Raw genomic sequence first — 12172 nt, 5'->3', positions numbered from 1 at the left:
CCTCGTGCTGCCCAGCGTGCGCCTGGGCGCACGCTGGGCAGCACGAGGCGTCAGAAGAGCAGCGCCGAGGCCGGGTCCTCGAGGATCGAGGCGACGTCGGCGAGGAAGCGCGAGCCCTTCTCGCCGTCGACGTGGCGGTGGTCGAAGGAGAGCGCCAGCGTCGTCACCTGCCGGACGACGATCTCGTCGACGCCGTCCCTCGTCACCACCCACGGCCGCTTGTTGACCGCACCGAAGCAGAGGATCGCCGACTCGCCGGGGTTGATGATGGGGGTGCCGGCGTCGACGCCGAAGACGCCCACGTTGGTGATCGTGAACGTGCCGCCGGCCATCTCGGCCGGCTGCGTGCGGCCCTCCCGTGCGGTCGCGGTCAGCCCGGCCAGCGCCTCGGCCAGGTCGCGCAGCGAGAGGTCCTGGGCGTCCTTGACGTTCGGGACGACCAGTCCCCGCGGGGTCGCGGCGGCGATGCCGAGGTTGACGTAGTGCTTGTAGACGACCTCGCCGGACGCGTCGTCCCACACCGAGTTGATCTCCGGCGTACGCCGCATGGCCAGCAGCACTGCCCGGGCCAGCACCAGCAGCGGCGAGACCTTGACGTCGCGCAGCTCGCGGTGCTCCTTGAGCCGCTCGACGAGCTCCATCGTTCGCGTGACGTCGACGGTGACCCACTCGGTCACGTGCGGGATGGTGAAGGCCGACTCGACCATCGCCTGGCCCATCATCTTCCGGACGCCCTTGATCGGCTCGCGGCTCTCGCGGCCGTCGCCGGAGTCGAACGACATCCGCAGGTCCGAGGACATCGCCTCGGCGTCCGGCCCGCTGCTCGAGGACGCGTTGCGAGCATCAAGGACGTCGCCGCGGGTGACGGTGCCGTGCGGCCCGGTCGGGGTGAGCGAGACGAGGTCGACGCCGAGGTCCTTGGCGAGCTTGCGGACCGGCGGCTTGGCCCGGACCCGTACGTCGGCGGCCGGCTCACCCTCGTCGGCGCGGGCCGGCACCGCCGGCTCGTCGGTCTCGACGACCGGGTCGGACTGCGCGCCGCCGGGGGCGAACGCACCCTGCACCTGCATCTGCGTGGCCGCCGCCGACTCCTGCCGGGGCGACGCCGAGCCGCGGCGCGGCCGGCGGGTGGGCCCGCGGTCGGCCTTGTTGCGTCCCACGAGGCTCTCGCCCTCGCCGCCACCGCTCGCGGCGGGGTTGGACAGGTCGATCTCCATCTCGGGGGTCTCGACAGGCTCGACCGACGAGGCGTCGGCGGGGTCGCCGACCGCGATGATCGCGGTGCCGACCTCGACCGTCTCGCCCTCGGCGACCAGCAGGGCGGTGACCGTGCCGGCGTACGGCGAGGGCAGCTCGACCAGGGACTTGGCGGTCTCGATCTCGACGACGATGTCGTTGACGTCGATGACGTCGCCGACCTTCACCTTCCAGGAGACGATCTCGGCCTCGGTGAGGCCCTCACCGACGTCGGGGAGGAGGTACTCGGGCATCTCTGGTGCTCCTGTCCTCAGAACTCGAGCGAGCGGTCGACGGCGTCCAGCAGGCGGTCGAGGTCGGGGAGGAAGTCCTCCTCGATCCGCGACGGCGGGTACGGCGTGTCGAACCCGCCGACCCGGAGCACCGGCGCCTCGAGGGAGTAGAAGCACTCCTCGGTGATCCGTGCCGCCAGCTCCGCACCCATCCCGAGGTTGGCGTGCGCCTCGTGGCAGACCACCGCCCGGCCGGTGCGCCGCACGGACTCGTGGACCGGGCCCATGTCGAGCGGCGAGAGCGTGCGCAGGTCGATGACCTCGAGCGAGGTGCCGTCACCGGAGGCGGCCTCGGCCGCCCGGAGCGCGGTCTTCACCGTGGGCCCGTAGGCGAGCACGGTGACGTCGCCGCCGCGCCGGACCACCCGCGAGGAGAAGAGCGGGTCGGGCGTGGCCCCGTCGTCGAGCTCGGCCTTGTCGGCGTGGTACTGCCGCTTGGGCTCCAGGAAGACCACCGGGTCGTCGCAGGCGATGGCCTGCTGCAGCATCCAGTAGCCGTCCACCGGGTTCGAGCAGGCCACGACCTTGAGGCCGGGCGTGTGCGCGAACTGCGCCTCCGGGGACTCGCTGTGGTGCTCCACCGCGCCGATGCCGCCGCCGAACGGGATGCGGATGACCATCGGCATCGGCGATCGGCCCTGGCTGCGGAAGTGCATCTTCGCGACCTGGCACACGATCTGGTCGTAGGCGGGGTAGACGAAGCCGTCGAACTGGATCTCGACGACGGGCCGGTAGCCGCGCAGGGCCATGCCCACCGCGGTGCCGACGATGCCGGACTCCGCCAGCGGGCTGTCGATCACCCGGTCCTCGCCGAAGTCCTTCTGCAGGCCGTCGGTGATCCGGAAGACCCCGCCGAGCTTGCCGACGTCCTCCCCCATCACCAGGACCTTCGGGTCGTCCTCCATCGCCCGGCGCAGGCCCATGTTGAGCGCCTTGGCGAGCGTCACCTTCGTGGTCGTCATCTCAAGCCTCCTGGCGGGCGTCGTCGAAGCTGGAGAGGTACGCCGCGAAGCCGTCGCGCTGGGCGGCGAGCTCCTCGGTCATCTCCGCGTAGACGTGGTCGAAGATGGCGAGAGGCTGTGGGTCCGGCATCGCCTTGCAGCCCTCGCGGAGCGTGGCGCCCAGCTGGTCGGCCTCCTCCTGGACCGCGTCCAGGAAGTCGGCGTCGGCGAGCCCGTTGCGGCGCAGGTAGACCCGGACCCGCTCGATCGGGTCCTTGAGCTTCCAGTGCTCCACGTCGTCGGAGAGCCGGTAGCGGGTCGGGTCGTCGGTGGTCGTGTGGGCGCCCATCCGATACGTGTAGGCCTCCACGAGCGTCGGCCCCTGCCCCTCCCGCGCGCGCTGCAGCGCCGCCTGCATCACGGCGTACGTCGCGAGGACGTCGTTGCCGTCGACGCGGATGCCGGGGAAGCCGAAGCCGAGGGCGCGTTGGTAGAGCGGGATGCGGGTCTGCCGCTCGATCGGCTCGGAGATCGCCCACTGGTTGTTCTGGCAGAAGAAGACGACGGGCGCGTTGTAGGAGGCGGCGAAGATGAACGCCTCGTTGACGTCGCCCTGGCTGCTCGCCCCGTCGCCGAAGTGGGCGACCACCGCGGCGTCGCGGTCCGGGTCGCCGGTGCCGACGACGCCGTCGCGCTGCATCCCCATGGCGTAGCCGGTCGCGTGCAGGGTCTGGGCGCCGATGACGATCGTGTAGAGCCCGAAGTGGAACTCCTCGGGGTCCCACGCACCGTGGTCGACCCCGCGGAAGAGGCCGAGCAGGCGGAGCGGGTCCAGGCCGCGGCACCAGGCGACGCCGTGCTCACGGTAGGTCGGGAAGACGTGGTCCTGCGGCCGCAGGGCGCGGCCCGCGCCGATCTGGGCGGCCTCCTGGCCGAGCAGCTGCGCCCAGATCCCGAGCTCGCCGTGGCGCTGCAGCGCCGTGGCCTCGGTGTCGATCCGGCGGGTCAGCACCATGTCGCGGTAGAAGCCGCGCACCTGGTCGGCGGAGAAGTCGAGGTCGAACTCCGCGTGATGGACGCGCTCGCCCTCCGGGGTCAACAGCTGGACGAGCTCGGGCCCGCCGTCACGCTGGGCAGGTCCGAAGACCTCCGCCAGGTCGGGGCCGAATCCGGACGTCTGGCTCACGGGCGCACTCCTTCGTGGTCACCGGCTACCGGGGTCGCCGGGCCGGATGGGGTCCCCGGTCCAGGCGCGAGGGTGGTGCGCTGTGACCGGGACCACATGCGTGGTGCGACCAAGGTACCGGCGAGCCCGCGGCGGCCGCCAGCCGGGCTCAGTCCCCCCGCAGTCGCGCGTAGACGTGCTGCATCGAGTCCGACACCGCGGTGACGGCGAAGAGCGCGGCCCAGGCGCGCGCGCGGCGGGGTGAGACGTTGAGCGCGGCGATGTAGGCGGTGCCGATCCAGACCCCGAGGCAGAAGGGGCAGGTGAGCAGCTTGCCGATCGTGCCGCGGACGCCGTCGCCGCGCGCCGACTCGACGTGCTCGCCGGAGCCGGCGGCCTCCTCGAACTGGGTGAACGGCGCACGCACGGGCGCGGTGACCGACGACTTGGAGAGGATGCGCGTGAACTTGTGGACCGCGAGCCCGCCGAGGGCGATGTCGGCCAGGTCGTAGCGCTCCGCCAGCTCGTAGCCGCCCGAGCGCCCGGCCGCGGCGATGCCGGCGATCACCAGCGCGTAGGTGCCCATGCTGCCGGCGTACCCGCCGAGCGCGACCTCGCCGTCGGGGTCGTAGCCGTCGACGAGCTGGGCGGCCGCCTCCTGGGCGGTGGAGTGCGCGTGGGTGTGCCCGTGGGTGTGCGTCATGCCCTCCCGTGACCACCTCGACCCTGCGTCAGACGACCCGAGAGGGTGATCTGGGCTCGTCACGCGACGTTCACGGGCCGGCCCACGGCCTTCCGCCCCCGCGTCACCGGCGGCCGGTGGGGTCGGGGCGTCCCAGCAGTCTCGGCTCCTGCGAAAGGCTCCCTCATGCGCCGTCCCCGTCTCAGCTCGCTCGCTGCCGCGGTCGTCACCGCGGTCCTCCCGCTCGCCGCCCTCGGCGGCCCCGCCTCGGCCGCGCCCGACGGCCCCGGCCGCCCCGACCGGGTCACCCTGCTCCAGATGAACCAGTGCCTCTCCGGGTACGCCGGCTGCTTCGGCCGCACCGCGTACCCCGCGGTCGTCGACGAGACGATCGAGCGGATCGAGGAGAACGACGCGGACGTCGTCGTCCTCAACGAGTCCTGCAGCGGCGACGCCGAGCGCGTCGCCCGCGAGACCGGCATGCACCTGACCTTCTCCACCGTCATCTACGGCGGCACCGAGCTGGACTGCCGCCGACCCGAGGGCCGTGGCGTCTTCGGCAACGCGGTGCTCACCCGCGCCGAGCCGCTCGCGGTGATCGACCGGGCCTACGACGGCCAGCACGGCCGCGAGGAGCGCCGGGTGGCCTGCGTGGTGACCGACGGCCTCACCGCCTGCGGCACCCACCTCAGCGTCCGCGGCAGCGCCGAGGCGGAGGCGGAGGCGGCCAACGACGCCCAGTGCGAGGAGCTCCGCGAGCTGATCCTCGACCTGGGCCGGCTGCAGCCGGTGGTCGCCGCCGGCGACGTCAACCGCCAGGGCTCCTGCGCCCCGTCCCGGGCGTGGACGCTGACCGACGCGGCCGCGACCCAGGCGCCCGGCATCCAGCACGTCTACGGCGAGCGCCGGCTCACCCGGCCCTCGCTCGAGCTGGAGCCGGCCACCTACACCGACCACGACGTCGTGGTGGCCCGCTTCGACGTGCACCCGGGGTCGCGCACCCGCCACTGACCCGACGGTCCCTCCCCCCGGCGAGGGTCACGGTTTCGTCACGGCGCCTGCACCGACGTAGGAGCCGCGCCATCCTGTGGCCACGCCAGGGGAGGGACGTCGGATGGTGCAGGCACGCTCGAGAGGACGACGGCGCACGCGCGCCCTGGTGGGGGCGCTGGTGGCCTCGGTCGCCGCCACCCTGGCCGTCGTCGCTGCGGGGCCCGGCCCGGCCGCCGGCGAGCCGCGCCCCAAGCCTCAGTCCCAGTCCCAGGCCCAGTCCCACCGCCAGCCGCAGCCGGTCGCCGTGGCGCGCGGCTTCGCCGATCCCGCGGTGGTGCGGCACGCGCAGGGGTATGTCGCGATCTCGACCGGGCGCCATGCGCCCCGGGCGACCGCTCCGTCCCCGACCGGGCCGTGGGTGCCGACCGAGCCGGCGTTGGCCCGGCTGCCGCGGTGGGTCGCCTCCCCGGCGGTGTGGGCCGCCGACCTGGTCCAGGTCGGTCCGCGCTGGCTGCTGTACTACTCCGCGCCCGTCCGTGGGCTCGGACGCGACGCGCGCTGCATCGGGGTGGCGTCGGCGCCGGGGGTGCTCAGCGGGTTCCGGCCGATCGGCGACCGGCCGCTGGTGTGCCCCCGCCGGGCGCGCGCGCCCCGGGCCCAGGACGTCGTGCCGCGGACTCCCCGCCTGCGCCACGAGCGCGGGGTCATCGACCCGTCGGCCTTCCACGACCGCGACGGCCGGCAGTACCTGCTCTACAAGACCCAGAGCGCTCCGTCGACGATCCGGCTGGTGCGGCTGACCGCCGACGGCACCGGCGTGGTCCGCGGCGCCCGCAGCCGCGAGCTGCTCCGGCAGCGTGGGGTGACCGAGAACCCGGAGCTGGTCCGGCGCGGGCGGCACCTGGTGCTCTACACCTCCGAGGGCTACTTCGGCGACTGCGGCTACCGCACCACCTGGCGCCGCTCGACGAGCCTGTGGCGCTGGGACCGGTCCCGCCGTCGGGCGCTGCTGAGCCGCTCACGCCACGGCGTCTGCGGTCCCGGCGGGCTCGACCTGGTCGAGCGGGAGGGCGCTCCGAACATCGCGTACTTCCACGGCTGGACCTGCTGGCGCACCGAGCGCGCCTGCCCGGCCGGCCGGGACCTCGAGCGGCGGCCCGACATGCGCCCCCAGCGGTCGCTGTTCGCCGGCGAGGTGCACTGGCGCAAGGGCCGCCCGACGATCCGGCTGCTGCGCCGCGACTGACCGCCCGGCCAGAGTGCGGCCAGCAGGATCGTCACCAGGGCTGGATCGGCTCCCCGCCGAGCCGCTCCCGGCCGTGCGGCGTCAGCCAGACGTCGGTGTCGGGCCCCTGCGGCACGATCCCGGTCGGGTTGATGTCGGTGTGCACGACGTAGTAGTGCGCCTTGATCTGGTCGAAGTCGATGGTCTCGCCGAAGCCGGGCATCTGGAACAGGTCGCGCGCGTAGCCCCACAGCGCCGGCATCTCGGTCAGCTTGTTCCGGTTGCACTTGAAGTGGCCGTGGTAGACGGGGTCGAACCGGGCCAGGGTCGTGAAGAGCCGGACGTCGGCCTCGGTCACCCGGTCGCCCATGAGGAACCGGCGGTCGGTCAGCCGCTCCTCCAGCCAGTCCATCGCGGTCCACAGCCGCTCGTAGGCGTCGTCGTACGCCTCCTGCGAGCCGGCGAACCCGCAGCGGTAGACGCCGTTGTTGACCTCGGTGAAGACCCGCTGCATGACCTCCTCCATCTCCTCGCGGCAGTCGTCGGGCCACAGGTCCGGCGCACCGGGGCGGTGGTGGTCGCGCCACTCGAAGGAGAGGTCGTGGGTGATCCACGGGAAGTCGTTCGTGACGACCTTGCCGCTCGCCACGTCGACGACCGCCGGGACGGTGATGCCCTTCGGGTAGTCGGGGAAGCGGGCGAGGTAGGCCTGCTGCAGCCGCTCGATGCCGAGCACAGGGTCCTTGCCGCCCGGGTCGAGGTCGAAGGTCCAGCTGCGCTTGTCGTGGGTGGGCCCCGGCATGCCGAGGGAGATGACGTCCTCGAGGCCGAGCAGCCTGCGGACGATGATCGAGCGGTTCGCCCACGGGCAGGCCTTCGCGGCGACGAGGCGGTAGCGACCGGGCTCGACGGGCCACAGCTCGCCCGCGACCGGGCCGTGCTCGGGCCGGCGCGGCGCCCCGTCGACGACCTTGGTGATCCGGTCCGGGATGTAGCTCATGTCCCGGTCGAAGGCCTTGCCCTTCTCCGTGTACGTCGGCTTGGCGTCGTCGTTCCCGTCGCCCGCGGTGCCAGTGCTCATGCCCGCCAGCGTAGGTCCGGCGTCAACGCGGCCCCCGACGTACGGTCGGGACGTGCGCCCCGCCCGCTCCCTGCCGCCTGCGCTGCCGACTGCGCTGCTGGTCTCGCTGGCCCTCGCCGTCCCGGCAGCGCTGGCAGGGTGCTCCTCCGACGCGCCGGCGCCCGTCCCACCGCAGGACCCGGCATCGTCGTCGGCACCCGCCCCGCCACCGGAGGCGCCGCCGGAGCCGGGGACCGTCCCGCCCCGGTGGCTCGGGACCCGCGTGCTCCCCGAGGCGGCGACCGGGTACGGCGAGGTGCGGCCCACCCCGCCGGGGCTGCGCGAGCGCCGGTTCACCCTGCCCGACTCGGTGGCACCACTGCCCGGGAGCGGGTTCGCCTCACGAGTGGTCTCCCCCGCGCCGGCCCGGGTGCTCGAGCGGTCGACCTGGGAGCCGGCCTGCCCCGTGGCCGCCGACGACCTGGCCTGGCTGCGGGTGTCCTTCCGGGGGTTCGACGGCGAGCGGCACACCGGCGAGCTGCTGGCGCACCGGACGGTGGCCGACGACCTGGTGCAGGTCTTCCGTGACCTGTGGCGAGCCGGCTTCCCGCTCGAGGAGCTGCGGATCACCCGCCCCGAGGAGCTCGACCTGCCCCCGACCGGCGACGGCAACAACACCGGCGCGTTCGTCTGCCGGCCGATCACCGGCGGCACGTCGTACTCCCAGCACGCCTACGGCCTGGCGGTCGACGTCAACCCGTTCCAGAACCCCTACCTGCGCGAGACGCCCGCCGGCCGCGTGGTCCTGCCGGAGCTGGCCTCGGCGTACCTCGACCGCACGCACCGCCGGCCCGGCATGGTGCTCGAGGACGGCCCGGTGGTCCGCGCGTTCCAGCGGATCGGGTGGGAGTGGGGCGGCGACTACCGGACGCTCAAGGACTGGCAGCACTTCAGCGCGACCGGCGGCTGACCCGCTCTGCAAAGAAACGTTTGCACAGAACTCTTTGCAGTGGCACGCTGGGCTCGTGGAGCTCTCCTCGATCACCCCCGACGTCGCCGGCCTGCGGGCGCTCAGCCACCCCGCCCGGCTCCGGATGCTCGGCCTGCTGCGCTCGGACGGTCCGGCCACGGCGACCACGCTCGCGCAGCGGCTCCGGCTCAACACCGGCGCCACGTCGTACCACCTGCGCCAGCTCGCCCAGCACGGCTTCGTCGAGGACGACCCCGAGCGCGGCACGGGCCGCGAGCGGTGGTGGCGCGCGACCACGCAGGCGACCACGACCGAGCCCGCGCCCCCGGGCGACGACGCCGCCCGCGACTCGCTCGACGCGTTCCTCCAGTCGGTGGTCGTGGTCCACACCGAGCAGCTGCAGCAGGCGGTCGAGGAGCGGGGGCTCCTCCCCGACCGGTGGCGACGGGCCACGACGTCCAGCGACTGGCACGTCCGCCTGACCGCCGCCCGGGCCGAGGCGCTGATCGAGGCCATCGCCGGCGTGCTCGGGGACGTCGAGGAAGACCTCGACGAGCCCGACGCCGAGGAGGTCGTCGTGCAGCTGCACGTCTTCCCGCGCCCCGGCACCGTGGCCGGCCACGAGGCCGGGGACCCGACATGAGACGGCCGCTCTACGGCTGGCTCACCGCGGAGGCCATCTCGCTGACCGGCACCCGCGTCTCCATGGTCGCGCTGCCGCTCTTCGTGCTCGCCGAGAGCGGGAGCGCGCTGCGCACCGGCCTGGTCGCGCTGGCCGAGATGCTGCCGCTGGTGCTGCTCAAGGTCCTCGGCGGCCCGATCATCGACCAGGTCGGCGCGCGCCGGGTCGCCCTCACCTGCGACACCCTCTCCGTGCTCGTCATCGGCGCCATCCCGCTGCTGCACGAAGCGGGGGTGCTGTCGTTCCCGGCGTTCCTGGCGCTCGTCGCCGTGGCCGGCGGCCTGCGCGGGCCGAGCGACGCCGCGAAGCACGCCATGGTGCCGGCGCTCGTCGCCCAGGCCGGCGTGCCGATGGAGCGCGCGACCGGCCTGCACTCCACGGTCGAGCGGACCAGCGGCATGCTCGGCGCCGGGCTCGGCGGCCTGCTGGTCGCCGCGGTGGGCCCGACGACGGCGCTGCTCGTCGACGCGCTGAGCTTCGGCGCCGCCGCGCTCGTGCTCGCGTGGGCGACCACGTCGATGCGCCCGGCGGCCACCGAGAGCGGTGACGCCCCGCGCGAGCCCTACCTGCGCCAGCTGCGGGAGGGCTGGGACTTCCTCCGCGGCGACCGGGTGCTCGTCGGCATCACCGTCATGGTGGCGCTCACCAACCTCATCGACGTGGCCTGGTCGAGCGTGCTCGTCCCGGTGTGGGGCACCGAGACGGCCGGCATCGAGGGCGGCGCGGCGCGGGTCGGCCTGCTCTTCGCGGTCTTCAGCGGGACGTCCGCGCTCGGCGCCGTCTGCGCCGCGACGTGGGCCGCCCGCCTGCCGCGCTACGCGACGTACGTCGGGGCGTTCCTGCTCTGCGGCGCCCCCCGGTTCTTCGTGGTCGCCTTCGACTCACCGCTCACGGCGGTGCTCGTGGTCATCGGCATCGGCGGGTTCGCCGCGGGCTTCATCAACCCGGTGCTCGGGGCGGTGATCTTCGAGCGGATCCCCGCCCCGCTGGTGGGGCGGGTCTCGTCGCTGACCACCGCGTGCTGCTTCGCGCTGATGCCGCTCGGCGGGCTGCTCGGCGGCGTGCTGGTCAGCCAGGTCGGGCTCGGCACGACCATGCTCGTCGCCGGCGTGGCCTACCTCGCGGTGACGATGGTCCCGGCCCTCGACCCACGCTGGCGGGAGATGGACGAGCGGCGCGGCCCCGACCAGCCCGTGGGTGGTCAGCGGGAGAACGTCGCCGCCAGCTGAAGCAGCCGGTCGTTGGCCTCCTCCTCGCCGATGGAGACCCGCGCGCCCTCGCCTGCGAACGGGCGGACGACGATGCCGAGCTCCTCGGCCGCCGCGGCCAGCTCCGTGGTGCGCTCACCGAGGCCCAGCCACACGAAGTTCCCCTGGGCGTCGGGGACGTCCCAGCCACGGTCCCGCAGCCCGCTCAGCACCCGGGTCCGCTCGGCGACGAGCGCGTCGACCCGCTCCAGCAGCTCGGCCCGGCGGTCGAGGGAGGCGCAGGCCGCGGCCTGCGCGAGGGCCGAGACCCCGAACGGCAGGGACACCGCCCGCAGCGCCGCGGCGATCGGCTCCGGCCCCACGGCGTACCCGACCCGCAGGCCGGCGAGGCCGTAGGCCTTGGAGAAGGTGCGGGTGAGGACGACGTTGTCGCGCCGGCGGTACGTCGCGAGGCCGTCGACCGGGTCGTCCATGCGGACGAACTCGACGTACGCCTCGTCGACCACGACCAGCACCCGGCTCGGCACCCGGGCGAGGAAGGCGTCTAGCTCGGCCTGGGTGACCGCCGGCCCGGTGGGGTTGTTCGGCGTGCAGACCAGCACCACGCGGGTGCGGTCGGTGATCGCGTCCGCCATCGCCTCGAAGTCGTGGCGCCCGTCGGGCAGGACCGGCACCCGGACGGCCGTGGCCGCCGCCGCGGTGACCGCGATCGGGTAGGCCTCGAAGGAGCGCCAGGCGAAGACCACCTCGTCACCGGGCTCGCAGAACGCCTGGACGAGCTGGTAGATCAGCCCGACCGAGCCGGTGGCCACCGACAGGTGCTCGGTCGGCACCGCGAGGGTCTCGGCGAGCTTCTCGTAGAGCGCGGCCGACCCCATGTCGGGGTAGCGGTTGAGCCGCTCGGCGGCCTCGCGCACCACCTCGAGCACCCCGGGCAGCGGCGGGTAGGGGTTCTCGTTGCTGGAGAGCTTGTACGACACCAGCCCGGGCCGGGGCGTCGGCGGCCGCCCCGCGACGTACGGCGGGATGTCGGCGACGTTCGGGCGGGGCCGGGGGGTGCTCACCCGGGCCAGGCTAGGCCCTCCGCCAGGGGCGCAGGAGCAGGGCCAGCAGGAGGCCGAGGCCGACGCCGAGGGCGGCGCCGGTGACGTTGTCGACGATGTCGGTGACGTCGCAGGCGCGGTCGAGGCGGGCGAGGGCGAGCTGGGTCAGCTCGATGCCGACGGAGTACGCCGCCAGCAGCGCCAGCCCGACGGGCACGGTGAGCACGGCGGCCCGCGGCCAGCGCGCGGCCGCCAGCACCAGGAGCGCCCCGGAGGGCACGAAGACCAGCGTGTTGAGCAGCCGCTGCCCGCCGGAGAAGATCCAGAACCCGTCGGGCGCCGGGCCGCCGATGTCCCAGGAGCAGGTCTCCATCCGCCCATCCGCCGGCACGACCCCGGGCGCGCCCTGGGCCGGCAGCAGCGTGATGAACCCGATCACGGTCAGCGACCAGAGGAGCACCACGAAGGAGGCCGAGGTGAGGTCGCCGAGCACCCGCCGGAGGCCGAGGTGGACCAGCAGCAGGACAGCCGCCGACAGCGCGATGCCCAGCAGCATCACGCCCACCCCACCGACCGGAAACACCCGGCCGACGTTAGCGAGGCGCCCCAGCCGCCGCGTCCGGGTCAGCGGGTCCGGGTCAGGTGGTGATGGACCAGCTGCGGGTGGCGGTGCT

Annotated in this window: 12 protein-coding genes; 5 read left to right on the top strand and 7 right to left on the bottom strand. The window is 74.0% G+C overall.

Going from position 1 to position 12172, the window contains the following annotated elements:
- Positions 1-50 precede the first annotated feature (50 nt).
- The 4 genes from ACSMHG_RS14955 to ACSMHG_RS14940 all read right to left on the bottom strand — a co-directional run bounded on the left by ACSMHG_RS14955 (position 51) and on the right by ACSMHG_RS14940 (position 4338).
- Positions 51-1490, bottom strand: a complete 1440-nt coding sequence (locus ACSMHG_RS14955; protein ID WP_435746504.1) for a dihydrolipoamide acetyltransferase family protein — start codon at positions 1488-1490, stop codon at positions 51-53.
- Between the two features lie 17 nt (positions 1491-1507).
- Positions 1508-2491, bottom strand: a complete 984-nt coding sequence (locus ACSMHG_RS14950; protein ID WP_435746502.1) for an alpha-ketoacid dehydrogenase subunit beta — start codon at positions 2489-2491, stop codon at positions 1508-1510.
- Position 2492: 1 nt separating this feature from the next.
- Entirely contained in the window at positions 2493-3656 is a 1164-nt protein-coding gene (pdhA, locus tag ACSMHG_RS14945; RefSeq protein WP_435746500.1) for a pyruvate dehydrogenase (acetyl-transferring) E1 component subunit alpha, read from the bottom strand.
- Between the two features lie 148 nt (positions 3657-3804).
- Positions 3805-4338 (bottom strand): DUF1360 domain-containing protein, encoded by a 534-nt coding sequence (locus tag ACSMHG_RS14940; protein ID WP_435746498.1) that lies wholly within the window; start codon positions 4336-4338, stop codon positions 3805-3807.
- Positions 4339-4503: 165 nt separating this feature from the next.
- Here ACSMHG_RS14940 and ACSMHG_RS14935 point away from each other — a divergent pair, with 165 nt between their 5' ends.
- Both ACSMHG_RS14935 and ACSMHG_RS14930 read left to right on the top strand, forming a co-directional pair.
- Positions 4504-5328 carry an endonuclease/exonuclease/phosphatase family protein gene (locus tag ACSMHG_RS14935; RefSeq protein WP_435746496.1) on the top strand — a complete coding sequence of 275 codons (825 nt, stop codon included), beginning with the start codon at positions 4504-4506 and terminating at the stop codon, positions 5326-5328.
- A 103-nt stretch (positions 5329-5431) separates the two neighbouring features.
- Positions 5432-6556 (top strand): family 43 glycosylhydrolase, encoded by a 1125-nt coding sequence (locus ACSMHG_RS14930; RefSeq protein ID WP_435746494.1) that lies wholly within the window; start codon positions 5432-5434, stop codon positions 6554-6556.
- 31 nt (positions 6557-6587) lie between these two features.
- Here ACSMHG_RS14930 and ACSMHG_RS14925 read toward each other — a convergent pair whose 3' ends face one another.
- Positions 6588-7616, bottom strand: a complete 1029-nt coding sequence (locus ACSMHG_RS14925; protein ID WP_435746492.1) for a glutathione S-transferase family protein — start codon at positions 7614-7616, stop codon at positions 6588-6590.
- Positions 7617-7668: 52 nt separating this feature from the next.
- Here ACSMHG_RS14925 and ACSMHG_RS14920 point away from each other — a divergent pair, with 52 nt between their 5' ends.
- From ACSMHG_RS14920 to ACSMHG_RS14910, 3 genes are read left to right on the top strand one after another with little or no spacing between them, the layout of a single operon-like run.
- The gene (locus ACSMHG_RS14920; RefSeq protein ID WP_435746490.1) at positions 7669-8565 is read left to right on the top strand and encodes a M15 family metallopeptidase; all 897 of its coding nucleotides are present in this window, start codon (positions 7669-7671) and stop codon (positions 8563-8565) included.
- A 55-nt stretch (positions 8566-8620) separates the two neighbouring features.
- Positions 8621-9208, top strand: coding sequence for an ArsR/SmtB family transcription factor (locus tag ACSMHG_RS14915; RefSeq protein WP_435746488.1), 588 nt, complete (start codon positions 8621-8623; stop codon positions 9206-9208).
- A complete protein-coding gene (locus ACSMHG_RS14910) occupies positions 9205-10476 on the top strand; it encodes an MFS transporter (RefSeq protein WP_435746486.1) in 1272 nt (423 codons plus the stop codon). The genes ACSMHG_RS14915 and ACSMHG_RS14910 overlap by 4 nt, the downstream gene beginning before the upstream one ends.
- On the opposite strand, the gene hisC is transcribed toward ACSMHG_RS14910, so the two are convergent.
- The gene (gene hisC, locus ACSMHG_RS14905; RefSeq protein WP_435746484.1) at positions 10449-11519 is read right to left on the bottom strand and encodes a histidinol-phosphate transaminase; all 1071 of its coding nucleotides are present in this window, start codon (positions 11517-11519) and stop codon (positions 10449-10451) included. The genes ACSMHG_RS14910 and hisC overlap by 28 nt on opposite strands.
- 10 nt (positions 11520-11529) lie before the next feature.
- The gene (locus tag ACSMHG_RS14900) at positions 11530-12081 is read right to left on the bottom strand and encodes a VanZ family protein (RefSeq protein ID WP_435746482.1); all 552 of its coding nucleotides are present in this window, start codon (positions 12079-12081) and stop codon (positions 11530-11532) included.
- Between the last annotated feature and the right edge of the window lie 91 nt (positions 12082-12172).

The organism is Nocardioides ureilyticus, assembly GCF_051280745.1.
Classification (GTDB): domain Bacteria; phylum Actinomycetota; class Actinomycetes; order Propionibacteriales; family Nocardioidaceae; genus Nocardioides.
This window is presented reverse-complemented; position numbering and strand designations above follow the sequence as displayed.

Excerpts from the sequence above, each read along its gene's own strand:
- ACSMHG_RS14955 (WP_435746504.1), bottom strand. The coding sequence starts at position 1,490 with ATGCCCGAGTACCTCCTCCCCGACGTCGGTGAGGGCCTCACCGAGGCC.
- ACSMHG_RS14950 (WP_435746502.1), bottom strand. The coding sequence starts at position 2,491 with ATGACGACCACGAAGGTGACGCTCGCCAAGGCGCTCAACATGGGCCTG.
- ACSMHG_RS14940 (WP_435746498.1), bottom strand. The coding sequence starts at position 4,338 with ATGACGCACACCCACGGGCACACCCACGCGCACTCCACCGCCCAGGAG.
- ACSMHG_RS14935 (WP_435746496.1), top strand. The coding sequence starts at position 4,504 with ATGCGCCGTCCCCGTCTCAGCTCGCTCGCTGCCGCGGTCGTCACCGCG.
- ACSMHG_RS14930 (WP_435746494.1), top strand. The coding sequence starts at position 5,432 with ATGGTGCAGGCACGCTCGAGAGGACGACGGCGCACGCGCGCCCTGGTG.
- ACSMHG_RS14925 (WP_435746492.1), bottom strand. The coding sequence starts at position 7,616 with ATGAGCACTGGCACCGCGGGCGACGGGAACGACGACGCCAAGCCGACG.
- ACSMHG_RS14910 (WP_435746486.1), top strand. The coding sequence starts at position 9,205 with ATGAGACGGCCGCTCTACGGCTGGCTCACCGCGGAGGCCATCTCGCTG.